The organism is Methylophaga sp. UBA2513 (assembly GCF_002341285.1).
Classification (GTDB): Bacteria; Pseudomonadota; Gammaproteobacteria; order Nitrosococcales; family Methylophagaceae; genus Methylophaga; species Methylophaga marina.
On the sequence record NZ_DDNT01000004.1, the window covers coordinates 71,853 to 97,403 of the forward strand.

General features: G+C 42.6%; 22 protein-coding genes and 1 pseudogene. 8 read left to right on the forward strand and 15 right to left on the reverse strand.

The features are described from left to right. Positions 1-67 precede the first annotated feature (67 nt). Positions 68-1,381, reverse strand: coding sequence for a PAS domain S-box protein (locus B3V56_RS01035; RefSeq protein WP_289283880.1), 1,314 nt, complete (start codon positions 1,379-1,381; stop codon positions 68-70). Between the two features lie 146 nt (positions 1,382-1,527). Between B3V56_RS01035 and B3V56_RS01040 the strand changes: the two genes are divergently transcribed. Further along, positions 1,528-2,541, forward strand: coding sequence for a catalase family peroxidase (locus tag B3V56_RS01040; RefSeq protein WP_289281921.1), 1,014 nt, complete (start codon positions 1,528-1,530; stop codon positions 2,539-2,541). A gap of 66 nt (positions 2,542-2,607) precedes the next feature. On the opposite strand, the gene fae is transcribed toward B3V56_RS01040, so the two are convergent. The 3 genes and pseudogenes from fae to ahr form a co-directional block, all read right to left on the reverse strand. Beyond that, the gene (gene fae / locus B3V56_RS01045; RefSeq protein WP_091714631.1) at positions 2,608-3,159 is read right to left on the reverse strand and encodes a formaldehyde-activating enzyme; all 552 of its coding nucleotides are present in this window, start codon (positions 3,157-3,159) and stop codon (positions 2,608-2,610) included. 32 nt (positions 3,160-3,191) lie between these two features. Continuing rightward, a pseudogene (locus tag B3V56_RS14710) lies at positions 3,192-3,245 on the reverse strand (AgrD family cyclic lactone autoinducer peptide); the annotation flags it as partial. A 71-nt stretch (positions 3,246-3,316) separates the two neighbouring features. Then, positions 3,317-4,315, reverse strand: a complete 999-nt coding sequence (ahr, locus tag B3V56_RS01050; protein ID WP_289281920.1) for an NADPH-dependent aldehyde reductase Ahr — start codon at positions 4,313-4,315, stop codon at positions 3,317-3,319. A 181-nt stretch (positions 4,316-4,496) separates the two neighbouring features. Between ahr and B3V56_RS01055 the strand changes: the two genes are divergently transcribed. Beyond that, entirely contained in the window at positions 4,497-6,113 is a 1,617-nt protein-coding gene (locus B3V56_RS01055; RefSeq protein WP_289283881.1) for a methyl-accepting chemotaxis protein, read from the forward strand. A 38-nt stretch (positions 6,114-6,151) separates the two neighbouring features. Here the strand turns inward: B3V56_RS01055 and B3V56_RS01060 are convergent, their stop codons facing one another. From B3V56_RS01060 to B3V56_RS01070, 3 genes are all read right to left on the reverse strand, one after another. Continuing rightward, on the reverse strand, positions 6,152-6,931 hold the full coding sequence (locus B3V56_RS01060; RefSeq protein WP_289283882.1) for an RMD1 family protein: 780 nt from the start codon (positions 6,929-6,931) through the stop codon (positions 6,152-6,154). Positions 6,932-7,016: 85 nt separating this feature from the next. Then, positions 7,017-8,093, reverse strand: a complete 1,077-nt coding sequence (locus B3V56_RS01065) for an NAD(P)-dependent alcohol dehydrogenase (protein WP_289283883.1) — start codon at positions 8,091-8,093, stop codon at positions 7,017-7,019. 305 nt (positions 8,094-8,398) lie between these two features. Next, the gene (locus B3V56_RS01070) at positions 8,399-9,286 is read right to left on the reverse strand and encodes a porin (protein ID WP_289281913.1); all 888 of its coding nucleotides are present in this window, start codon (positions 9,284-9,286) and stop codon (positions 8,399-8,401) included. Positions 9,287-9,461: 175 nt separating this feature from the next. Here B3V56_RS01070 and B3V56_RS01075 point away from each other — a divergent pair, with 175 nt between their 5' ends. Continuing rightward, positions 9,462-10,013 carry a hypothetical protein gene (locus B3V56_RS01075; RefSeq protein ID WP_289283884.1) on the forward strand — a complete coding sequence of 184 codons (552 nt, stop codon included), beginning with the start codon at positions 9,462-9,464 and terminating at the stop codon, positions 10,011-10,013. A gap of 51 nt (positions 10,014-10,064) precedes the next feature. Here B3V56_RS01075 and mtgA read toward each other — a convergent pair whose 3' ends face one another. Continuing rightward, complete coding sequence (gene mtgA / locus B3V56_RS01080; RefSeq protein ID WP_289281911.1) at positions 10,065-10,763, reverse strand: monofunctional biosynthetic peptidoglycan transglycosylase; 699 nt, start codon at positions 10,761-10,763, stop codon at positions 10,065-10,067. A gap of 69 nt (positions 10,764-10,832) precedes the next feature. Here mtgA and B3V56_RS01085 point away from each other — a divergent pair, with 69 nt between their 5' ends. Continuing rightward, the gene (locus tag B3V56_RS01085; RefSeq protein ID WP_289283885.1) at positions 10,833-11,801 is read left to right on the forward strand and encodes an AEC family transporter; all 969 of its coding nucleotides are present in this window, start codon (positions 10,833-10,835) and stop codon (positions 11,799-11,801) included. A gap of 67 nt (positions 11,802-11,868) precedes the next feature. Then, positions 11,869-12,192, forward strand: a complete 324-nt coding sequence (locus B3V56_RS01090; RefSeq protein WP_289281908.1) for a hypothetical protein — start codon at positions 11,869-11,871, stop codon at positions 12,190-12,192. Positions 12,193-12,231: 39 nt separating this feature from the next. On the opposite strand, the gene B3V56_RS01095 is transcribed toward B3V56_RS01090, so the two are convergent. After that, entirely contained in the window at positions 12,232-13,353 is a 1,122-nt protein-coding gene (locus B3V56_RS01095; protein WP_289283886.1) for an HD-GYP domain-containing protein, read from the reverse strand. Positions 13,354-13,530: 177 nt separating this feature from the next. Here B3V56_RS01095 and B3V56_RS01100 point away from each other — a divergent pair, with 177 nt between their 5' ends. Continuing rightward, complete coding sequence (locus B3V56_RS01100; protein ID WP_007145314.1) at positions 13,531-13,806, forward strand: cupin domain-containing protein; 276 nt, start codon at positions 13,531-13,533, stop codon at positions 13,804-13,806. Positions 13,807-13,839: 33 nt separating this feature from the next. Here B3V56_RS01100 and B3V56_RS01105 read toward each other — a convergent pair whose 3' ends face one another. The 3 genes from B3V56_RS01105 to B3V56_RS01115 all read right to left on the reverse strand — a co-directional run bounded on the left by B3V56_RS01105 (position 13,840) and on the right by B3V56_RS01115 (position 19,895). Beyond that, entirely contained in the window at positions 13,840-15,063 is a 1,224-nt protein-coding gene (locus B3V56_RS01105) for an acetate/propionate family kinase (protein ID WP_289281906.1), read from the reverse strand. 4 nt (positions 15,064-15,067) lie between these two features. Then, entirely contained in the window at positions 15,068-17,464 is a 2,397-nt protein-coding gene (locus B3V56_RS01110; protein ID WP_289281905.1) for a phosphoketolase family protein, read from the reverse strand. A 217-nt stretch (positions 17,465-17,681) separates the two neighbouring features. Beyond that, positions 17,682-19,895: a TonB-dependent receptor gene (locus B3V56_RS01115; protein ID WP_289281904.1), complete on the reverse strand. Its 2,214-nt coding sequence runs from the start codon at positions 19,893-19,895 to the stop codon at positions 17,682-17,684. A gap of 163 nt (positions 19,896-20,058) precedes the next feature. On the opposite strand from B3V56_RS01115, the gene B3V56_RS01120 reads away from it, so the two are divergent. After that, positions 20,059-21,063 carry a sensor domain-containing diguanylate cyclase gene (locus B3V56_RS01120; protein ID WP_289281903.1) on the forward strand — a complete coding sequence of 335 codons (1,005 nt, stop codon included), beginning with the start codon at positions 20,059-20,061 and terminating at the stop codon, positions 21,061-21,063. On the opposite strand, the gene B3V56_RS01125 is transcribed toward B3V56_RS01120, so the two are convergent. Next, positions 21,055-22,107, reverse strand: coding sequence for a DUF3080 domain-containing protein (locus tag B3V56_RS01125; RefSeq protein WP_289281902.1), 1,053 nt, complete (start codon positions 22,105-22,107; stop codon positions 21,055-21,057). The two genes, B3V56_RS01120 and B3V56_RS01125, sit on opposite strands and share 9 nt — an antisense overlap. A gap of 78 nt (positions 22,108-22,185) precedes the next feature. Then, positions 22,186-24,003, reverse strand: a complete 1,818-nt coding sequence (locus B3V56_RS01130) for a CHASE domain-containing protein (protein ID WP_289283887.1) — start codon at positions 24,001-24,003, stop codon at positions 22,186-22,188. A gap of 461 nt (positions 24,004-24,464) precedes the next feature. Here B3V56_RS01130 and B3V56_RS01135 point away from each other — a divergent pair, with 461 nt between their 5' ends. Next, the gene (locus B3V56_RS01135; protein WP_007145321.1) at positions 24,465-24,671 is read left to right on the forward strand and encodes a cold-shock protein; all 207 of its coding nucleotides are present in this window, start codon (positions 24,465-24,467) and stop codon (positions 24,669-24,671) included. 62 nt (positions 24,672-24,733) lie between these two features. Here B3V56_RS01135 and B3V56_RS01140 read toward each other — a convergent pair whose 3' ends face one another. Beyond that, positions 24,734-25,462 (reverse strand): SDR family oxidoreductase, encoded by a 729-nt coding sequence (locus B3V56_RS01140; RefSeq protein ID WP_289283888.1) that lies wholly within the window; start codon positions 25,460-25,462, stop codon positions 24,734-24,736. Positions 25,463-25,551 lie beyond the last annotated feature (89 nt).

Here is a 25,551-nt window from a genome sequence, read left to right on the forward strand (position 1 = left end):
GTCTATAGACACATATAGACTCATGACGAAAATCTGCGCTTAAGCACGCATAAAGTCTGCGTTTAATTTAATGGTCAATCAATGCTTTTGCAGAAGCATCGTCTTCATAGTAACAATACTGGTTCCTTCCAGCCGCTTTAGCTGCGTACATGGCCTGATCTGCTTTTTTGAGTAAGTCTGATGCAGTCAAAGCATCAGAAGGATACTGCACAATGCCAATGCTGGCAGACAACCGGCAATCAATACCATTAATAGGATAAGGCACATTGAGTTTACTGATTAACCTATCAACAAAGCGTTTTAATTCTTTTTTGGGAAACTCACCAGACAGCAGAATAATAAACTCATCGCCTGCGTAGCGAGCAATAAGATCCGCATTACGGCATGTTTTTGTCAGTACATCCGCAGCATGGCGCAACACTTCGTCACCAAAATCATGGCCATAATTATCATTGAAGTCTTTGAAATTATCCAAGTCGAGAAACAACAACACCAGGTTGTCACGTGAGATGGAGTCTTGAACCATTTCCATTTCATGTGTGAGTGATTTTAAAAATAAATCTCTGTTAGCCAGCCCCGTGAGGTTATCGTAATTAGCTTGTTTCCATATAAGCTGCTGTTCTGCAATATCATGTGTGATATTTCTGGCAATAATGGAACCGCCGATGACCTTTCCATTCTGATCTTGTAAGGGTGAAACGGTTTCCGACATATTCATGACGAAGCCATCTTTATTTTTTCTGGTCGTTTTATAGTGCTCCAGGCTTTCACCGCTATTGATAGCTTTGAGAATATCATCAGATTGAGGATTCTCTTCATCATAGAGTGCTGATACAGACTGTCCAAGAATTTCGTCTGTACTAAAACCGAAAATATGCTCAGCGCCGGCATTCCAGCTTGTTACCGTACCATCCAGCGACAAACTGTAAATGGCATCTTCAGAAGACTCGACAATCGCTTGGTATTCGTGACTTAAGCGAATAGCTTTAACTTGCTCTGTAATATCACGGGCAATTTTTGATGCCGCAACGATACGACCATCGGCATCATAAACAGGTGAGATAGTCACTGATACATCGATCAGTCGACCAGACTTATGTTTACGAACCGTCTGAAAATGGTTAACCACTTCGCCTCGACGTATTTTTTCCAGAATATCCGCCTCTTCCTGTTTTTTATTGTCTGGAAAAATTTTGAGCATACTTTCACCGACCATTTCATCAGCGCTATAACCGAAAATCTTTTCCGCTGCCGGATTCCAATTCAATACAATGCCATCTAAGGTTTTACAAACAATGGCATCAAAACTTGAATTAACAATCGATTGATAAATATTTTCTTTAAATAAACTGATATTGAGATCTTGACGTTTCTGTGTCACAGGCGTAAATCCATGGTTGTCTGTGGTCTATTCTATGACTTATACGTACGCGATATCTACGCTTATTCGAATTTTTCTTGAATACGCCAATCAAGGAATGTTCACTTTATCTATTTTTTCACTTATCAAATTCAGGGGATCACGTCATGGCATTATCATCAAACGTTATAAAACAGTGTGCCTTGTTATCTAGTTTGGCTTTGTTTTCTTTGTCCTCAGCGATGGCTGACGACCACACTAATAAACCTGTCGTTGAACAGTTGGTCGATACCTTAAGCACCATTGCGGGACCACATCCAGGTATTCGAAAAAATCATGCGAAAGGCATTGTTGTCTCAGGTGAATTCACTCCCAGCCCCGATGCCGCAACAGTGTCTAACGCAGTCCATTTTGAGTCCCCTGCCACGCCTGTGACAGTCCGTTTTTCTAATACGACTGGCATTCCCGATATTGCTGATAATAATCCCAGCTCATTTCCAAAAGGGATCGCCATACGCTTTCACCTTCCAGATGAGACATATACCGACATCGTCAGTATCTCCGTCAATCGTTTCCCGGCTGCCACCCCCGAAGATTTTTTAGGTCTATTAAATGCAGTAGCTACTTCAGGACCTGATGCCGCCACACCTAAACCCATCACACAATTTCTTGCCAACCACCCTGCCGCTAAAACATTTGTAGAAACACCAAAGCCCGCCCCAGTCAGTTTTGCAACGCAACCGTTTTATGGCGTAAACGCCTTTAAATTTACCAATAAAGACGGTGAGGTTAGCTATGGTCGTTATCAAATAATTCCTCTGAATGGCCCAGAGTATTTAACTGATGAACAACGCGCTGCGGCTGGCAAAGATTACCTGTTTGAAGAACTCCCCAAACGTCTAGAACAAAGTCAGGTTGAATTCGCGCTGGGACTACAGATAGCGGATAAAGACGACGCATTGAATGATCCGACTGTCGTCTGGCCGGAAACTCGCCAAATCATTAAGTTAGGGACCATAAGCCTGGACACGGTTGATGCCAATGGTGAGCAATTTGCTAAACAAACCATGTTTAATCCGCTCGCTCTGACTGATGGTATTGAAGCCAGCGATGACCCTATTTTGCTTGCCCGACCGTCGGCCTATGCGATTAGCTTTGGTCGTCGAATTTCTGGTCAATAAAAAGGAGCGGTGATGAAAACAAAAAACCAGACATAAGTCTGGCTTTCTTATTTTGCGCTCGGGTTCTTACCACTGAGACTCACCCGTTTCTGGGTCATACATCTCATGATGAATGCTGTTGCGATTAGCAATCAATTCATCAATTGTCGGTGAGCCTGACATCGCACGTTTAATCGCTAACTTCATCGCTTCATAGTTGGTGCGGTATAAATCTTTACGATCCACATCTGGATTGGCTGCAGCATCAGGGGCAATCCAGATCATGGCGACAATACATAACTCTTCTGCATGCTCTTTAGGAATCACACCTTCAATCACGCTATCTAACACCGCATCGGCCACCGCTGATTGAACCGGGCCACCAAACAACTCAACATATGCACTGGATTTGATGGTGACTTTCGGCACAATCATGGTCGCTGGTTTAACTTGTTGATTGGTCGCACGAATCGCAAACATGCGCGTGTGCCCTTCTGTTTGCCCCATTAAATTAGCAAAGGCATGACCTGCTGGTCCTTTGACGCTACCAATCAAAATTTCAGGCATCGCATCGGTACCTTGGTCTTCACTAGCGAAAACAGTGGCTTCTGCGGTTTTAAACCATACTGGTTCTGACATGTTGTTAACTCCGTTGATGATAATTTGTGCGCCATTTTAGGCTGATGCCAGAACAAGCCACAAGCGTTTTTTACGGCTTGAGTCACTTAATATAATAAGCCTGTTCAGAAACATGCTGAACAGGCTTGTTAGAACAGCGATGAATCATGCGACTAAGTTAATATTCCAATACAATCCGATAACGCACATCGCCTTTCCGAAGCTTGTCGATGGCTTCATTGATTTGTTCAAACGGATAACGCTCAATGACCGGTTTCACACCATGTCGTTGGGCAAATTCCATCATCATATTGCTGGTTTGCATACTGCCAGTATCCGAGCCAGAGACACTACGCTGCGCTTCAGTGAGATTAAACACTCTCAAATCCAATGGTTCGAGTGTGGCACCCACAAAATGCAGCCGACCTTTGGGTTTTAATTTACTGAGATATAAATTCCAGTCTAATTTCACATTCACTGTCGATAAAATCATATCGAATTTTCTAGGTAGTAAAGCCATGGCTGTGTCATCACGTGAATCCACACTGAAATGTGCCCCCATATCCAGTGCTTCCTGCAATTTATTCTTGCTGGTGATCGCGGTAACTTCACAACCCCAGGCATTGAGAAACTGCAAGGCAATATGACCCAGCCCGCCGATCCCTATAACAGCCACTTTATCTGTCGGTTTGATATCAAATTGAACCAGTGGATTAAAGACGGTAACACCACCACACAATAATGGTCCGACTGATTCCAGATCTATGTTTTCAGGTAATGCAATGACACTATTCGCATTAGCTCTGACTTTATCTGCAAAGCCACCATGATGGCTGACAATGGTGCCAGTGAGGTCAGAACACAGGTTTTCATCGCCGTTATGACACTGCTCACAAGACTCACAGTAATCCGCATACCAACCTAAGCCCACGACTTGACCAACGTGAAACTGGGTAACCTCTTTACCGATTTGATTAATAACCCCCACCACTTCATGTCCCGCTACTAATGGATAGGAAGACATACCCCAATCATTATCAATCATGCTGATATCGCTGTGACAAATACCACAATACTTCACCGTAATTTCAACTTCGTTCTCGCCTAATGCACCTGGCTCGAAGGTATATGGAGTGAGCTTCTCGCCCGGACTCATGGCAGCATAAGCATTAATCATCAATGGTTCCTTTACTCAAAATGTCATAAAACACCGTTATATTCTAAAAGCTTATAGGGCAAAACTTATCTCAGAATGGCAATATTTAGTGGACTATTAAATTTTCGTTAACTTAGATTAAACCTACACAAAATTAAGCCGATAGTCTTTATAGCTCGGACAGAAATTAGGTAAAAAAACAATGAATATAAACCTGCAAAGCATCAGAACAAAAAGCTCCATACCCGTGGTGGTCATGGGGCTCACGATTATTGTCGTGATTGCCCTATTTTTATGGATGATGGCGAAACAAAACCACGCCATTGAACTACAAACTGAATTATTCATGCCTGCCAATGAAAAGATATTAAATGCAGATAGAGACTTACATCAGGCTAAAATCGCTGCGATAAATGTGATGGCCAATCGTGGTAATCGTGATGAAGAAGTCGCGGTATGGCAGGAAAATGCCAAACAGGCGTATGAACGCTACGAACAGTTTCTGAGCTATGTGCAAATTTATCCTGATGTGGCGGCAGGTAGAGACGCATTTGAAGCAGCCTACAATCAATGGATGACAGCGGCTGAAAAAATGGTGAATGACACCAATTCATCTAACGAACGTCAGCTCGCTCAGCAAGAAGAAGAAACATTCCAAAGCCTACGCTCCATTTTAGATAATAAGGGTGAGGTCTTACTTAATAAATTTGACGCTTTAGATGCTCAGCTGAAAAGCGAGTTAAAACGCAGTATGAGCATAACCATCATCGTTGTGTTAGCGATTATTATTGTCGCGCTCTATTTCAGTTACACCGTGCCGAAAAGACTCACTTCGGATATCAACGATCTTATCAAACGCATTGATATGATTGCCTCAGGTGATGGTGACCTCACAGCCAGACTTGATGTCAGTTCCAAAGATGAGTTTGGTGAACTCGCCAAGTCATTCAACCGATTTGTTGAGAAGTTACAGGACTTAATTAAATCGACCTTAGATAATGTTCAAGGGCTCAGCTCTCTGACAGTACAATTAGCTGATTCGTCAAATAAAACAAAAAGTATCAATGAAACCTTAAATTTATCAACTGAGTCGATTGTCAGTGCCGTACATGAAATGACATTGGCGAATAAAGAAATGTCGAATGTGGCCACCAACTCAGCCTCAGAAGCCGATCAAACGTCACAACTCGCTGTAAAAGGCATACATGTTGTTGAAGAATCCAATAAATGTATTTCAGAACTGATTAAAGATATGGATACCGTTCTCAACTGTTCTCAGCAACTGGAGCAAAACTCCACTAGTATTCTCTCGGTGCTGGAAGTCATCAGTTCAGTGGCAGAACAGACCAATCTATTGGCACTGAATGCCGCTATTGAAGCTGCTCGTGCAGGAGATCATGGTCGCGGTTTTGCCGTCGTTGCTGATGAAGTTCGTTCATTAGCTACCAGAACACAGCAGAGCACAGACGATATCAGCCAGATTATCAGTCAACTGCAAAGCTCTGTCAGTCAATCCTCAACGGCGATTACTCAGGGTAAAACCGACGTCGATAAAACAGCCAATACGTTCCAGGAAGCCTCTTCCGTGTTTGATGAGATAAGAGCATCATCACGGCGCGTAAACGATATGGCGATTCAAACAGCAGCCGCTACAGAAGAGCAAACGGCTGTAGCTGAAGATATCAGTAAAAACCTGCATGGTTTGAACCAGCAGACTGAGTCAGCTCAACAAGTGTCTAAAACAGGTGATGAGATTTCGAAAAAAATCACCAATTTCTCAGAAAACATGATGAGTCTGATGGGGCGGTTTAAAGTTTAAGTTTCCCTTCAAGAACCAGGCCTGTAGGCCTGGTTTTTTTAATGCAAAAACAATACGATTTCTAATGCGATCAGGATAATGATTATCCATTCTAAGGTAGATGAATGTTTGTGATTTTGTTCATTAGCCAGCATATCCAGTAACTCATGAATACTTTCCAGCTTTTTATTTAATACATTAATCCGTGCCACCACATCCAGATAGCGTGAAACGATGGTATACAAAGGTTCAAGCTCAGGATAATCCCAGAAAAACTCTGGCGTATCCAGCAGACTATAGTTCAGCAAAATATCACCACGCGCACCAAACAACACACCCCGCGATTTCGCTATAGCTTTTCTGCTCATGGCCACTTTTCCTGTTTTGGCTAATGAGACGGGAATATGGGCATGAGCCTGAATCACTTCCTGTGCCAGTCGTTCAAATTCGGCCAGCTTCACAGATTGTGCTAAGGCATGAGACACCGCTAACCTCTCCATGCTGTCCTGATTGGCAAAGCTGATTTTATCAGCATGCATTTTGATGGTATCGGTATGGTTATCAAACGCATACTGCTCAAAATCTGGCACTGTTTTGCTATCTAAAACAAATGTTTGAATTTTAGTCAGCAAGGATTGTTTGGTATTTTCAGTTACGCCCCAGAAAACGACAACGCCATAATCAAACAAAAAAGCCTCGCCGGAGTCGAGTTCCAGTTGCATGGCATCGTGCATGCGTATGAAGCGATAATTCTCTTTGAGAAAATGCTCTAAATCGGGCAATACAAATGAACGTCCAATCGCTAACGATTCAATCGATGCTGTGGCAAATTGTGTCATCTTGTACCCCTCAAAAAGTGTTGGCGTACTCTACGCCGAAACGATTGATTTGGGTAGTAAAAACTGTGTTCAAAGACATAAAGATTTACATAGTGATAGCGACCTTTAACACCCCATCACGTTGATGTGAAAATAAGTCATAAGCCTCAACGATATCATCCAGTTTATAACGGTGTGTCACCATGTCCTGCAGATTGACTCGACTGGAGTCAATGACACTCATTAAGCGCCGCATACGTTCTTTGCCACCCGGACATAAACTGGTGATGATTTTGTGATCCCCAAGACCGGCACTAAAGGCATCAAGTGGAATAGTTAAGTCGCTTGAATACACACCTAAGCTAGATAGTGTGCCCCCCGGTTTTAAAACCCTTAACGCGGACTCAAAGGTTTGCTGTGTTCCCAATGCTTCAATCACCGCATCCACACCACGACCACCCGTGATTTTCATGATTTCCTGGATAACATCCACTTGACGGTAATCGAGTGTGATATCTGCACCTAACTGTCTGGCATAGGCCAGACGCTCATCAATACCATCAATGGCAATAATTAGACTGGCCCCTTTTAATCTGGCGCCAGCTGTCGCACATAAGCCAATCGGCCCTTGAGCAAATATGGCCACAATATCACCAATCTTAATATTGGCTGACTCAGCACCGGCAAAACCGGTAGACATAATGTCAGGACACATTAATACCTGTTCGTCACTCAAGCCATCCGGTACGGGAGCTAGATTGGCTTGAGCATCCGGTACGACTAAAAATTCAGCCTGTGCACCATCTATCGTATTGCCAAAACGCCAGCCGCCCATGGGCTTATAACCATGATGATGACATCCACCGTCCTGTGCTGGCAGGCCATCTTGACAGGCATAGGAATAAAAGCTTGGGCATATTGCCCCTGCAATTACGCGCTGCCCTTCTTCATAACCTTGTACATTTTTGCCCAGCTTTTCGATTGTGCCGACCGGTTCATGGCCAATCGTTAAGCCTTGTTCAACTGGATATTCACCTTTAAGGATATGGACATCCGTACCACAAATTGTCGTGGTGGTTATACGTATCAAAGCATCGTTATCACCAATATCTGGTATCGGCTTTTCAACGATTTCAATTCGGCCTTTTTCAATAAAGGCGGCTGCTTTCATGTTGCCAGACATATCGACGCTCCTTACATAAGTTGTTCTAAACATAGCTATGAGTTATGACAGTATCACTATCATCAACAGCGTGTTATGACCTGGATCAAGCTAATGAATGTTCGCGTAAACCCGTCTCGATAAAGCACCTGACTGACCTACATCAATGTGCATATCTATCCTATTTTAGAATAGGTCTACATAGACAAGACTCAATAGTGACGCTAAGCAATAAATAGGTTACTGTTCTTAAAGTCATGAATAAAAAGGATTGAACCACATGAACAAGTGGCAGATCATTGGCTTTATCTTCTTTAGTATTGTGCTTAATTGTCATAGTCGTAATAAGCTGCTTCGAATGAGATGGCACCCACCCCGAGTTTTTTCTCAATTAATAAATCAGCACCGTATTGGCTGTAGTCACCAATATCAGTCGCAGAAATAGCACCATCCCCTTTAGAGCGGCCGAAGATACCTATTGTGAAAATATCTTTTTGACCTAGATAGTTACCTGTTCCGTAATAACCCGGCTCTTTATCCCAGAAGCTATATTGCAAACGACCGGCATACATCAAATCATCGCTAGCACCGGCTGCTGCTCCAGCATCACCTTCATTGAAAGCAGTTTGAGTTCCAGAGGACGCTTCTTCACCTAAGCTGTAGTAGAAAATCTTGTCTGCTTCGAAAGCACCAAATGAATAAGCTAGACGTTGGTCAAAAGCTGTTCCTACAACTGCAACACCTTCATCACGGCCGATAGTGCCGCCATTCCAGCCGTAACGTGCTGCGATGTTTTGCCAATAACCATCACCCGAGGTGTAGTAAGGGCCAGCCATGTTGGCACGGCTACTTGGTGATAAGAAACGACCAGCCCAGATGGCTACATCAGGTGTCAATTGGAAAATACCGGCAGCATCAATGATTTTCATTGATTCATCGCTGTTCATTTCAGTGTTGAACATGCCTTTGATGTATTTGTTAAGCGAACCCGAAACATAAAGTCTGGCACTGTCCAAGTTGAAGTCATTTGAACGTCCACCATCAGCTGCACCGTCTTCAGCACTGGTGTAACTGCCACGCATGCCAAAACCGACGCTGACATATTGATCTTCACCAAACGTGATGGTGCCAGCTGCCTGTGACACGCTTGGTGCCATCAATGCAGAACTGGCAAGCGCCACTGCGTAGGTGAGAGAGTTGAGTTTCATTTTCATTCTAATTGCCCCTGTTAGCCATCCGAGAAAAGAAAAAGTCGCAAACCTTGTGTTCGCGTCAGGAGCAATACTAGTGAGCTGGGTCAGAAGCTTGAATACGTGAAATTGCGTAGAAACAGATCCAGCTTGTTCATGTAACCTGTAGCCATGTTCAAGAGTCATCAAGGAAAGACGGATGTTTCAAAAGCGAAAATTTAATAAGGTGCTAGCCGTCACATCACTCGGCATAATGAGTCTGACTCTCACTGGCTGTGGTGAATTCAGTTATAAACGTGGTGCATCTGCACGTGATTTTCAGCAAGAAAAAAACGTCTGTGCTGCTGAAACAAATACTGAAGCGCAAACAAAAAAATGCTTAAAAGAAAACGGTTGGATAGTGTTAGATCTGGATAACAAGGCCAATGAGCAGGTAGCCAAAACAGGCAGTCCAGCAAACAAGGCTGTCATCCATGGTAGTTACACAAAGAGTTCACCTGATCAGTTTATTGCTGAGAAAACAACACAAGCTGAAATTGAACCTGCACCACTTCCAGCTGATCCACTGCAGCCTGTTGGTGTCAGCTCCTGGTGGAAAGCGGGTGCAGGGCCAGAGCAACTACTTAATGATGGTCAAGCCTGTCAAAATGGCTTGAGTAAAGAGCACCCAATCAACGGTAATTTTAGCCAAGTTACCGTTGGCTTTATTGAGTGTATGGCAGAGAAAGGCTGGAAAGTCTGGCTTAAATAACTCTCTCGTCCTCGGTACCGCCAGTACCCCTTCTAGTACTGGCGGTTTTTTTTATTCTGATATTGGCGCTAACCAGTTAGTCCCACCTAATTTACGTTGTTGGGCTAAATTCCAACGGGCTCTATCAATGAGATGTTGTGCAGGTCTTGCCGGATCATATTTCAACGGACTTGGTAAGGTAGAGGCTAATAAAGCCGCCTGCATATCCGTCAGTTGCGAGGCGCGTTTGCCAAAGTGATACTGACTGGCGGCCTCAATACCAAAGACGCCGGGTCCCCACTCTGCAATATTCATATACACTTCAAGAATGCGTTGTTTGCCCCAGGTTACTTCGATCAATGACGTAAACCAGACCTCAAGGCCTTTCCTCAGCCAACTTCTGCCCGTCCATAAGAACATGTTTTTAGCGACTTGCTGGCTAATGGTACTGGCTCCACGTAAGCGGCCACCTTCTTCAGCTTCATTCAAAGCTTTCATAATGGCATCGACGTCAAAGCCTTGATGTATCGGGAAACGCTGATCCTCAGAGGTAATGACCGCTAAAGCAGCTTTTTTGAGCATCTCATCCCAGCTTAACCAGGTTTGTTGAATACTGTAATCATCATGCGTCAGCCAACGTTCCAGCATCACCATACTGACGGGTGGGTTCAACCAGCGAAACGGCAGGACAATAAGCAGGCTCAACACTAACCATCCCAGCATGGCATAAAGAAGCCATTTGATAAAAATGCGTTTGATTTTATTCAGCATATCTGCCTTTTTATTGTTTCTGACCCATAGTGGTTAGGCACCTAACGATCATCCTGATATCATTTAATATTGCAACAAAAACTCATCTATCTGATGCTTACTACTTTTTCAATTTTGTTACCGATTTTCGGGTTGATTGCGGCCGGTTTTATCGCTAGAAAAACCGGCGTGCTCGGACCCACAGCGGCTAGTGAATTAAACCGTTACGTCGTCTGGCTAGCCCTGCCTGCCTTATTGTTCGACATTATGGCACATAGCCATTGGCAAGCTTTATTTAAGCCTGCTTTTATTTATGTTTATCTGCTTGGCACTGGGGTTATTTTTGTTTTTATTCTGTTGTGGCGGTTAAATCAGGGTAGTCATTTAGCTGACGCCAGTGTTGATGGTGTGGCAGCGGCTTACTCCAATACGGGTTACGTCGGTTTTCCATTGTTATTTTTAGTATTTGGTTCATCCAGTCAAGTGCCCACGACTATCGCATCCATTATTGTGGTGTGTATCTTATTTTCTATTGCCATCATGTTAATAGAAACGGGGTTGCAAGCTGAAAAAGCGCTCCACCATAGAATGAAACATGTTTTTTCTGCGGTCTTCCGTAATCCATTAGTTGTCTCTCCGATTGCCGGCGTGTTGGTCGCGGCTTCTGGGTTGACGCTGCCCAACAGCATTGAAACCTTTCTTCATCTGCTCTCAGACTCCGCCAGCCCATGTGCATTAGTGAGTTTAGGGTTATTTTTAGCCAGTAATGTAAACCAAGCTGATAGTGTGGATATGCGAGCAAAACAGATTGCTTGGGTATTAACGTTTACCAAGCTTATCGCTCAACCACTGCTTGTCGCTGTATTGGCTTTATGGGTGTTTGATATGAATAATACCTTAGCCATGATGGCAATATTATTGGCTGCGCTACCGACAGGTACTGGGCCTTTTATGCTGGCCGAATATTACCAGCGTGATGCATTTATTACGGCTCAGACTATTATGCTCTCTACGCTTATTTCATTAGTCACATTGACGATCTTATTAAACTTGATGTGAAAGGTAGGCGTTCAAACCGGTTTTTTGTACTATTAATGAGCTTATTCACTTTTTACTGGGACCACTTATGAAAAAAATTATCATCGCTGCACTTGTTGCCACATTACTTGGCTGCACGTCCGCATCACCTAAACAATATTATCGTCCAGCTGGCGCAGAGCAACAAGTTGAGGTGTATGGTCGTTTTGATCAAATCAGCTTTGAACACCAAGTGTTAATTAATAACAATGTCGTGATAAATGGTCAGTTATCATATAACTATGACGAAGGTCATTTCAGTGGTGAGTATGACGGTATGAGCGTAACTTCGGACTGTAAATGGAAAATGAAAAAAGATTTGATTTGCCTGGTTAAAATTAATAACGAAATGGCCGCTACGCTGACATTTTAAATCCAGTTAGTCGTTATAACCTGAGCGTGTTTGCTCAAGTTATAACGGCTTTTTATCATCAGACAGTGCTTTCATTACCTTTTCAAATTCTGCTTTGTTGCGCCTGACAGCAGCCACACACTCAGCATCCAGTTTATTCGCCTGTTGCATTTTTTCCAGTTCAGCAAGGGCATCATCTAAAGGCCACGGTTTTTTGTAGGGGCGTTGGCAAGTCAAAGCATCAAAGATGTCTGCTACCGTTGCAATTCTGGCCTCAAGTGGAATCTGCTCCCCTTTTAAACCTTTGGGGTAACCTGAGCCGTCAATGTATTCATGATGACAGGCTACGATATTTCGCATCATATCTGTATCCCGCATATCTACCAGGTTATAGTCATTCAGCACTTGCTCGAGCATCACAATCCCCTTTTCCACATGGGTTTTCATAATGCTGCGCTCTGCATCATCCAATCGACCTGGTTTATTGAGTATGGTGTCAGAAATACCGATCTTGCCAATATCATGCAGTCGGGCAAATATGTACACATGTTCAATAAACTCATCACTCAAGCGATGTTTTTTTGCCAAATCAGTAGCAATAATTCTGGCGTAACATGCCATACGATCAAGATGTAATCCGGTTTCAAAATCTCTGAAATCAGTGAAATCTCTAGCTGCTCTGACTGTCGCTAACAAGGTATTAACCAGTGATAATTCTTCATTAATCATCATGGATATGAATTGAGCATACAAACTTAACGTAATTTTTTCTGCGTCGCTCAAATGTTGAGGTAGATGTTCAATCTCAAAACAAACAAACCCAATAAAGCGTTGTGCTTGTTTAATGGGAATAATAAACGCGGCTAAACTTTGTGGATCTTGTTGAAAATGTTGCCAGATGGGATCATCCGTGGCGAATGAGACAAGCTTACCTTCTTCTTGTTGGCATAAGGTAAACAAGGCTTGGTTAGATTTGAGATAGAGACTTTCATCCTTGCCGTGGCTAGCAAAATGATGACTACTCAGAAATTTTTTCAGTGAATCTGTTTTCTCATCATAAAGCAGACAGGATGACTGCGTTATCTGAGGTAAACTCTGTCGCAAACACTCATGCAACACTTCTAATCGCCCATTCAGCGTATCTGGCTTATTCGCTAGGAGTGATATCACTTTTGCATCCATTTCACGCCTCCTTAACACTGCTCTCTTCATTAAGAACAGTTGTATCAATCTATTAATGAGTGCGACAAGAATCCTTCTTGTTAGTTGCTTTCTGTTATTATTCGCCTGCCATCATGGCAATAACGGCTTACTCAATTGTGAGATTGAGCTATCTACATTGATATTTTAGAGATCACTATGCCTGAAATTATAATTGAAAAAAACCCAAGTGAAGCACGTTTGCAAGAGTTAGGTGTTGCGGGTTGGGAAATCTGGGACTGTCCTGTGACTGAATTCAGATTGGACTTCGACGAAACTGAAAAAGCCTATATCTTAGAAGGCGAAATCGTTGTGACACCAGATGGTGAAGCACCTGTTACCGTTGTTGCTGGTGATTATGTTGAATTTCCAGCGGGATTAAAAAGCTTCTGGAAAGTCACAAAAACATTACGTAAGCACTATAGTTACGACTAGTTTTTCTGAAAAAGGCATCCACCGGGTGCCTTTTTATTTGTTTAGATTTAGCTGTATGGCAATATTCCGTGCGATCTGTTTTTCTTCATCCGTTTTTATCACCAAGATAGGTACATCACTCCTCAGATGATGAACGGCTGATACTGTCTCTTTTAACTTCTGATTGTTTTCAGCATTGATAACAACGCCATATCGGCCTAATTCATCACAGGCCAAAGCACGAATCATGGCTGCATTTTCACCAATGCCGCCAGTAAATATGATGGCGTCGACTCGTCCCAGACTAATCATGTAGGCGCCAATATAACGTCGAAGCTGGTGCACATACATTTGAATCGCTAAGCTCGCTTCTTTATCACCCTGCTCAGCTCGATGCTGAATTTCAGCCATATTATGTGTGCCGGTAATCGCCACCAAACCGGATTCAAAATTAAGCTGATGCTCCAGCTGTTCTGCTGAGATACCTGTCTGCTCTTGTATATATAGAGGTACAGCAGCATCCAAGTCGCCACTGCGATTTCCCATCATAAGGCCCTGTAATGGCGTAAAGCCCATCGAAGTATCGAAACTCTGGCCGTTTTTAATCGCACAAGCGCTTGCACCATTGCCCAGGTGCAAGGTAATTAAATTGAGTTCATTCAGAGGTTTGTCCAGATAAACAGCGGCCTGCTGAGCTACATATTGATGAGATAAGCCATGAAACCCATAGCGACGGACATCATGGTTTTGATACCAGTCATCAGGCACTGCATATCGATAGACATGCTCCGGAATAGTCTGGTGAAAGTCGGTATCAAAAACGGCAAATTGTCTGACCTGAGAAAATAATTCCTGGCAGGTTTTTATGCCTGCAATATTACCCGGTAAATGCTGTGGTGCCAGATGTTGGTATGACTCAATAGTCGTGAGGACATCTTTGTTCAACTCAACTGGAGCAAAGAATCGAGCACCACCATGAACAACCCTATGGCCTATCACATCTAACTGTATCCCCGATGCCCCGTTAAAGAAACACTGCATATCATCTGCAATCACGTGAAAAGCAGCCTGATGATTTTTTATTGCAACAGTAGCCTCTGGCTGTTTGAAATTATCTGTAAAGCGTTCATCCACGCAAACATGATGTTTTGCGGATGACTCACCAATCCCCTGGATGCTGCCTTCTAATAAAACAGCCTCATCCTTGAGCTGAAGTAATTTATATTTAACAGACGAACTACCACTGTTAAGTACTAATATGACAGATTGCGTTGTCATGAGATTACTCTTTTATGGTTGAGATATCGCCCCACTTCCAATCACCAAACTCAGGCTTATCGATACCGTATTCATAGGCATATAAACTACAGCTTATTTGATGATCACGTAATTGTTGTTTTGCATGAGCACCAATACCTTGTAAACGATCCACTCTATCAATGATGTCCATAGCGATAGTAAATCGATCAATCTGATTACGGATCGCTAACTCCAGTGGCGTATTGATATTGCCCTTTTCGTTATAACCATGAACATGAAAATTGGTATGATTGGTCCGACGGTAAATCAAGCGATGAATTAACCATGGATAACCATGGAAATTAAAGATCACCGGTTTATCTTTTGTAAACAGGCTGTCAAAGTCTTTATCACTCAAACCATGAGGATGTTCACTGTCCGAGATGAGTTTGAATAAGTCGACAACATTAATAAAACGAATCTTCAAATCATCAAAATACTGATGAATCAGATCTATTGCGGCCAGTGCTTCCTGGGTTGGTATATCGCCACACCCCACCACAATCACATCTGGTTCAAAACCTTCATCTGAACTTGCCCACTCCCAGATACCCACACCTTTTGTGCAGTGTTTAACTGCTTCATCCGCATCAAGATATTGGAAATGTTTTTGTTTGTCGGCCACAATCACATTCACATAATTTTTGGCCTTCAAACAGTGGTCGGCAACAGATAACAAGGTATTCGCATCTGGTGGCAGGTAAATACGGCACACTTTTGGACTCTTATTGAGGACCAGATCTAAAAAGCCCGGATCCTGGTGGGTAAAACCATTGTGATCTTGACGCCAGACTGTGGATGTAATCAGTAAGTTAAGCGAGGATATCGGTGCACGCCATGCGATGTTATTACAGATATCCAACCATTTAGCATGTTGGTTAAACATGGAGTCAATCACATGAATAAACGCTTCATAACTGGCAAAAAAACCGTGTCTACCCGTTAATAAATACCCTTCCAGCCAACCTTCCAGCGTGTGTTCGGATAACATTTCCATAACGCGACCATCTCGTGCCAGTTCGCCACCATCCTGATCTTCGGGTAATAACTCACCCATCCATGTTTTTTTACTGACTTCATAAATATTATCGAGCTTATTAGAGCTGTTTTCATCGGGACCAAAGACTCTGAAGTTGCTGTTATTTTTCTTCATGATGTCACGCAGAAACTGACCTAATGGTCGGGTGTTTTCTACCAGACTCTGACCTGGCTTATCGATAGATACCGCATAATCACGAAAATCAGGCATTTTCAGTGCTTTTCTAAGCAATCCACCATTGGCATGTAGGCTGGCACTCATTCTTTTGTTACCTTTTGGTGCCAGTGCTTTTAACTCTGGCAGAAGCTGACCATCTTCATTAAATAGTTGCTCTGGTCTGTAACTTTTGAGCCAGTTTTCTAATTGAGCAAGGTGTTCCGGATTATCTTTAACCCCACCTAATGGCACCTGATGCGCGCGCCAGAAACCTTCGACCTTATGACCATCCACTTCTTTTGGCCCTGTCCAGCCTTTGGGGGTGCGCAGAATGATCATCGGCCAACGCGGCCTTTCATCGCTGCCAGACTCTCTGATACGTTGCTGTGTTTCACGAATGTCCACAATGCACTCTTCCATCACTTTTGCCATGGTTTGATGCATAAGCTCAGGGTCATCGCCTTCGACAAAATGTGGCGTCCAACCATAACCACGGAATAACTGCTCAATTTCCTCATGTGAAATACGAGACAAAATCGTGGGATTATTTATTTTATAACCATTTAAATTCAGGATGGGTAAAACAGCGCCATCCGTTTTAGGATTAAGAAATTTATTTGAATGCCAAGAGGTTGCCAGTGGACCCGTTTCTGATTCGCCGTCACCGACCATAACGGCCACAACTAAATCAGGATTGTCATAAGCCGCACCAAAGGCATGTGAAACACTGTATCCCAGTTCTCCACCTTCATGAATAGAGCCCGGTGTTTCGGGTGTACAGTGACTACCAATCCCACCCGGAAAAGAGAAGGATTTAAAAAAGTGTTTCAGACCGTCAATGTCTTCACTTTTATTCGGATAAATCTCTGAGTAAGTGCCTTCCAAATACACGGGCGCTAATACACCAGGCGCCCCATGACCAGGGCCTGCTAGAAAAATCGCATCCAGATCGTATTTATTAATCAATCTGTTCAAATGGATATAAGAAAAGCTCAAAGCCGGACTGGCACCCCAGTGTCCCAATAGTCGATTCTTAATATGTTCAGCTTTGAGAGGTTCACGCAGTAGAGGGTTGTCTTGCAGATAAATCATGCCTGCGGCAAGGTAGTTACAGGCTCGCCAGTAAGCATCAATGTTTGACAGATCGTTGGCATCAAGAGGTGTAGCAGACAAAGTGCTGTTCATAGAGTACTCCTTGCTTTATGTATCAGTGCAGACTAGCTAAGTAAGATGACAATGGTTTGACTTACTCAAGCTGACATTTGATAAAAATGATAGTTTCAATCAGCGTACTCTTATTGCTGACTACCATAAAGAGGAATAACGAATAAATTGACGAAGATCAGGGAAGCGAGATTAACCTGAGCGCCTGTTGTTCTGCAGGCGCTCAGGTTAGATTCAATTAATAAAAATCAACTGTGGCACTGATTGAAACGGTTCTTGGTGCGCCGAGTACAAGATATCCATTACCTGGATAGCCGCCAACTGAAGCCCAATAGTCTCTATCAAATAGATTATCAACACGTGCTCTCAGAGTCAGATCTTGATTATCCAGTTGAATTAGATATTTCGCCCCAATATCGATTGTTGTCCAGCCATCAACTTTAAGCGTATTAGCATCATCTGCATAACGAGAGCCCGTATAGTTAACACGGCCATCAAATGCCAAACCATCTAATGTCGGAACATTCCACTCTGCTCCAACAGTCGCTTGCCAATTTGCAACACCAATTACTCTGTTACCATCAATATCACTATTTCCGGTATCTTTTTGTTTTGCATCAAGCCATGTCAGACCACCGAGTAACTTCAAATCATCTGTCGCTTTTCCATAGAGTGTCAGCTCCACCCCTTGATGCTCATCTTCGCCTGATTGTCTGAAAACGGGTCTATTTGGATCGCTTCTATCCATAAAAGAACGTGGTTTTGATGTTGTGAAATATGCCAGCCCAGCCCCAAAGCTACTTGTTTCATATTTCAGGCCAATTTCTTTTTGCTCTGAAACGTAAGGGGCAAAAGATTCTCCTCCATTAACCACGTCAACCGTAACGCCAGCTCCATTGTTAGTTTTGATATCAGCCGTATCCCCTTTAGTCAAGCTTTCAATATAGTTAGCATATATAGAGAATTCATCAGTTAGTTTATATACAGCACCTATTGCAGGTGTAACTTCACTATCATCATACTTTCCAATCAGTCCCGTCTGACCGTTATAATCATAATCTTCTGTTTTTAAGGTTTGATGACGGGCACCTAGAGTGAGCAGTAACCTATCATCCATAAAAGATAATGTGTCCCCAAGTGCAAAGCTGTTCAGCCTCACTCGACTACCTAATCTCGGACTATATAAATCAGCTAACGCAGGCTTAGAATAGAATGTTGGATTGTATAAATTGCTGCCACCAGGAATAGACACAAACCGGTAAGCATTCTTTTTCTCTGACTCGAAGTATGAATAGGCTGCAACCAATTCATGTTTGATACCCCGAGTATTGAGCTTGCCTTTAATACCGACTTCACCCGTTTGAATACGATCTATGCGGCCATTATCAAATCTGCTCAATGTGCCATTTCCGGTAATACCGTTTGTAATATTTAGATTACTGAGAGAATTTTCTTCTTCCCCATGTCTCATCCCATAAGCAGCCCAAGCAGTTATATTTTCAGTAAAATCATATTCACCTCTGAATGTACCAAAGTAATCTTTTTCATTTGAGTAAGACCATGGTTGAGCCCAATTCTCACTTGCATTGGGCGTCGATGGAACGTTACTAACTGCGTTCATCAAACGTAAATTTGTTCTTGTTTGTGCCAACTGATGATTTTGATACCCCATATCAGCAGAGAGTCTTAATCGCTCACCTTGGTAATCCAAACCGATATTAAATAAGTTCAGTTCAGCTTGTTCGTCATCAATAGATGTACCGCCATTATGATGTGCAGCATTGACCCTGATCCCAAACTCATCATTTTCACCAAAACGACGAGCAATATCAGCTGCTCCATTACGCTCATCATTTACTGATGCGCCCAGCGTGATTCGATTTAAGTCATAGTTTGGAGCTCGTTTAGGCAAAAGGTTAATCGCTCCCCCTATGCCACCTCCGTTTGGATTAGCGCCAGTTAGGAAAGCTGTTGCGCCACGAAGAACTTCTACGCGCTCAAATAGCTCTGTAGCAATATACTGACGTGGTAATAATGAATATAAACCGTTATATGCCACATCATCGGAGTTTAAAATGAATCCGCGTATGAAATAAGATTCCTGAAAGTTTCCGAACCCTCTTGCAACTCTGACCGTCGGATCATTTCGTAATACATCCCCAACACTCTGCGCTTGCCTGTCCTGTATAAATTCATTGGTGTAACTGGTAATACTGAATGGGGTATCTAAGTTATCTTTTGTACCCAAAATGCCGGCTCGTCCTCCTTCAGCCACCTGGCCTCCAGCAAAAGCTGGTGCAAGCCCTTCGGCACTGGCATCTGCACTTGCTGTCACTGAGAGTGTATCCAGTTCAATCGGAATATCGGAATTTTCTGTTGAGTCTGCTGAGTAAGCAGCGTTCATACTTCCGATCGCCATTAACATTGATGTACAAATTAATTTAAGTTTCATGCCCCATCCTCATAAATAATGACGGCATATTACTCTTACACAACTAAACTGTAAACGATATTGATTGTCATTTATATTTAAAAATATTCAAGCTAAGTCATGATTTTATTTCCGAAAGGCTAAAGACTGTTGTAGTATTTATATATCAACTCAGGGACTTACCGTGACAGATAAACTAGCGCTGCACACTAGGCTTGAAAAGGACTTAACAGAAGACTGGCAAGCCATTCTCGACATTCTTGCAGAATTTATGCAGGTGCCTGTTGCACTGATCCTCCAAGCTGATAACCAGCAAGTTAATGTCTATGCGAGAAATCAAAGTAAACGTAACCCATTCAGACTAAAGCAAAATCTACCTTCGGGCTCGAGTCTATTTCATAAAAAAGTCATTGAAACAAATCAGCAACTTAGCGTGCTGGATGCCAGCCAAAGTAAAGAATGGGCCAAATCGAATGAACTTCAGTACGGTCTCATCAACTATCTGGGTTTCCCACTACACTGGCCTGATGGTGCCAAATTCGGAATCATCTGCGTAATGAAAACAGATGCTGAAGCCTATACAACAAAGCAAAAGCAAGTCATATTACAAATCAAAAAAATTGTTGAGTCCCACCTTGAACTGGTTTGGCAAAATCAACAATTACAAGCCCAATCAAATAACCTTCAATATCTCGCCTATACTGACGATTTAACAGAGAGCTGGAATCGTCGCGCCTTCATCAATGAGAGTAATAAAGAACTGAAACGCAGTCACAGAAGCGGTCACATTGTTTGTCTGCTTATGATGGACATTGATGATTTTAAAGACATCAATGATGCTTTCGGTCATGAAGTGGGCGATGAGGTACTCAAACTATTCAGCCATTGCATTCAGGCAACGAAACGCCCCTATGACATTTTTGGTCGTATTGGTGGAGAAGAATTTGCCATATTGCTTCCTGAAACGGGCTTAAAACAGGCGACTCATCTAGCAGAACGCATTCGCAAAAAAGTGTCAGAGATTTTTTATTTCACCCAAGGCCAGTCCATAAAGATCACTGTCAGTATTGGTGTTCATCAAGTTGATGATAAAGAAACAAATATTCTGGTGGCATTGAATCAAGCGGATAAACTACTCTACGCCGCTAAACATTCAGGAAAAAATACTGTGATGGCAACGTCACTTTGACTCAACCCCAGGTCGCATTCCACATTGCTCTAACAAACGTTGCCAAGACTGAGTGTGACGCTCTACGGCTTGATGTAACTGCTGCCAGATGCCGGTAGCTGAATCAGTATGTAAATTTTTTTGTCGGTAAGCATTGAACTCATCCGATACTGTGTTGTGCCCTTTTACCTGTGCAAGTCTGTTCAATAGCGGAAAAATCTCATCGCTCTGCTGAGTGACTGCCGCCATATAAGGTTGTACTTTCCCGATATAAATATTGAAGAAAAAATGACGCACGATTTCAGCTTGAGGTGTCACGCGCTGTTGATAGCACAGCGCTTTCCCGGCAAGTCTTGCTTCTATGATCTGAGTTGCATCATTTAATCTCGCTGTTAACAACTGAGCACTTTTTAACAATTTGCCAGCATGATGGCTGTATAGCCATTGTTGCTGTATTTTGCCTAATTGTTGTAAATCTGTATCGAGATGCTGATTATCTATCTGTTGTTTTATCTTCAGAAGTTTTTGTAACCCTGTTGTCGTTGAGTGGTTTGAGCTAGTGTCAGTCGGTAAATATCCTTTTGAATATGTCATCAATTCCGTTATTTCTTCTGTCGACCAAACTGCGTTCCAAAAAACCAGAGGAAGCGTTACACTTTTCTGTGCTATGGCCTGTTTGAGAATATCTCGAGTTTGCTCATCATCAAGTGTATTTAAACAAAGCTTGGCCGAATGAATAAACTTCATTTCATAGCGAAGTCGATTTATGGGTAGCATGACACGCCCCAAAATAGAATTTCGCTCAGCAACCACAACCTGTAATTCACAACCATATAAAGATAAAAACTCCAGCATATTCACGTCTATCTGGGGCACGTCGAGCATTCGTTGCTTTTTATCAGGCAGTTTTGTTAAGGCAGGTAACTTAGAAGTTGAGACAGGTTGATCTAACACTCTGGCCAGACGGACTAAGTATTCATCCATCATAGAATCTGGCTCGTTGAACTTATCACATGCCGTCATCAACAAAACCAGGCTAAGAAGAGAAATGACCTTTTTATTCAATAGGTTCACTATGACAAAGTTGGGCTTAAGCAGGTTAGATATAGCTTGTAATGAACTAAAATCATGTTATCGGACAGGTCAGGAAATTTGCTGATGTATGCCAAACATCAGCAATGGCTGCCCTGCTTGGGTGTGGGTGATGCTCCGACCTTTAGTCAGCACATGTACTACTTTTCCGTTTCGATGCAACATCCTTATCGTACATTCAAAAAAGTCTGTCTCACCTTTCAAATGCCTTTCTAATTGTTTTTCGACGTTGAGTACATCATCAGGATGACAATGCTCCTTCCAGGTGTCCATTGTCATCGGCAATAGCTCAGTTAAATCATAGCCTATCATTTCTGCCCAATTCTGGTTATAGACGGCCTCTCCCGTTTCGATATTCCACTGCCAGCTCCCCAATTTCGCACTCGATAGCACTGTTTCCAATCGTTCGGCTTCTTGACGTAACTGTGTATGTGCCTCTTGTCCAACGGTCTTATCGACTATAAAACCAATGATTTTTGATGGATTATCAATCGCGTCACGCTCCACATAAAAACTGCCGTGCAGATAACGTATGCCATGCTGAGTAAAAATGCGAAATGTCAGCTCAAAACGCTCCTCAAATTGGGATGCTTGTTCCAAGTCCATAGATATGCGGTCACGATCCAATTCATGAACCATTAGCAACCATTGCTTGTATGAGCCATCAAATGTGTTGTTTTTGATTTTATAAATGGAGAGTAGCTGCTGATCCATATAAACTTTGTCTGAATAAAGGTCCCACTCCATGACGCCTATCTTGGCGATACGTGTGGCCATGAGTAGCCGCTGTTCTGATAGGTTACGGCTGGCATGAGCTTCTGAGGCTTGTTTTGTCGCCCCAGCCCCTTGCCTTGCCAAAAATGAAATGAAACTAAATATAGCTACACCAACAAGCGTACAGATGATCGCTATCAATATAGGTTGATAGCGTTCTGATAAGGTCATGAGCTCATCATGACTATAAACGAACAAGCGCCAGTTTCTCTCTCCAACATTCAGCTCAAACATGTGTGAGAACGCTTTTTCATTTTCTTTTACATGATAAAAAGCGTGTTCAGTGTCAGCATTTTTGTATAACAACGTGTATGCGTCATCACTGAAATCATAAATCTCAAAATTTAACGTTTGTTGTCCTCGGCCTAAAATACCCTGCATGAAATCCTTCATCCTGAACGCGGCATAAACAAAGCCCTGGATTGCATCTCTACGTTCAACAACAGAACCGGTGGCCTTATTATGTTGATACACAGGCACATACATTAAGAACCCATGCTGCTTTTCTTCATTTGTCTCCTGTTCAAGGATAACCGGGCCAGTCGCTACTGCTTGTTTAGTATCTCTGGCTAAAATCATCGCCTGCCTTCGAACAGGCTCTGAAAACATATCAACCCCAAAAGCACGTTGGTTACGCCAATCAAAAGGTTCTATGAACACAATCGAACTATACTGTTCGCGTTTACCTGTGGGCTCGAGAGTGTAATCAGGAAACCCTTCTTCCCGGATGGATTGGATATGTTGAGTAAGGGATTGAGAAGGAATCATCTCGGCGTAACCAATCGCCTGTATGCCAGGAAAGTCTCTCTGCAATTGAATCGTATCGACAAAATGACGCCAATCTGTGCGGGTCACTTGAGTACTGGCATCAAATAATCCTTTGCCACTGCGAAGTGCCAACTCATAATCACGCATCCGTTCTGATATGGCCTGAGCAACGTAACTAGCTTCATAATTAAACCGCTGATTCACCTTGTTATGAACAGTAGTGAATAACAGATAACACAGCCATGTACTGATCAACAGCCATAGTGATAGTGCCAGCCATGCTGATGGTGGATGCTTTTTGATGTGCCTGGAAAAAAACGTTTCCATTACTTTTGAGTTACCACCCAATAAAGAGATAAGTCATATCTACAAATAGCCGTTTTACTCAGTATGACGATGAGTTGATGATGAAGCTAGCTACCCAAACTAAGAGCACTTTTTTTTACAGAAAAATCCTTCTGCAAAAATGACATCGATCATTTCATCATTTTGTCACAATAAAACGGCATAAACTATCAGTGACCAGCAGGGATTCGTGTTTTCTGAGATAGGTCGAGATCAGTTGTTGAGGCTTCTTATCTTGACAGGCAAAAATATTTTTGACACGGCTCTGTATTGTCTATACATTGAACATAGCTTGAAAGTTGATCTGAATATTTATTTTTCATTTCGAAGCATTACCATCAGTAGCTCGTCCTGTTTGTTAATAAGTACTCTGCACACTTCCAGCTATACCAAAAAGTCTCAATTTGGGACTTCAATTATTTATTAAGAAATTAGGATTATTTATGTCTACAACTACTGGTACTGTTAAATGGTTTAACGAAGCTAAAGGTTTTGGTTTTATTGAACAAGAGTCTGGCCCAGACGTTTTTGCTCACTTCAGCCAAATCAAAGGTGACGGTTTCAGAACCCTGAATGAAGGTCAACGTGTTGAGTTCACAGTAACTCAAGGTGCTAAAGGCCCTCAAGCAGAAAACATTACTGCTCTGTAAGACATTTGTTTACAGAAAAGAAAAAAAGCCCCGTTATTCGGGGCTTTTTTTTGCCTGCTGTTCTACTCCACAACCTGTTTGGCAAAATGTTTATATTCACGACCAATCTGTTGGGCTCGGCTATCAGGAAATACATGGGGCTCGCCCAGCTCTAATGCCTTAATAATCGCCTGTGCGACAACACTGGGGGGGTCTGCGTCACTCACCCCTATCGATTTCGCCATATCCGTATCGACAGGTCCCGGATGAACACTCAAAACAACCGTTCCTTGCTGACCCAGCTCGTGCCTGATGGCTTGAGTTAGAGAGTATGCGGCGGCTTTAGATGCCGCGTATGTCGCAAAAGCTGGCACACTTCTTAGTGATGCAATTGAGTTGAGTTGAACAAATGCACCACCACCGTTGTTCTTTAATAACGGAGCAAATGCTTGTGCCATTCTCAACAAGCCAAATACATTGATATCAAATTCATTCTGTAAGGACTCAATGGCGGCTGGGTCTAAAATAGCGGCTTTATTTAAAATACCTGCATTATTGATAACAACATCCACATCCTGTGCGTTTGCTGCTGCAGCATAAATTGAATTAGGTTGATTAAGATCGAGAAATATAGGTGTGACGCGATCAGCATAACGCATTTCAAAATCATCTACCGAACTCAAATCTCTTACCGCAAGGTAGACTTTTTCAACACCATAATCGAGTAGCGTCTCTGCGATAACTCTACCTATTCCTCTATTAGCGCCAGTGATAAACACAACCCGATGTTTTAAACCAAATCCTGCGTTCATATTTTATCCCTGTTGATGGTTTCCACTTGCTGACTGACGGAATCCAATAAAGTTCAGGGTCTAAATAGTTGCCATATGAAAATCAGTCA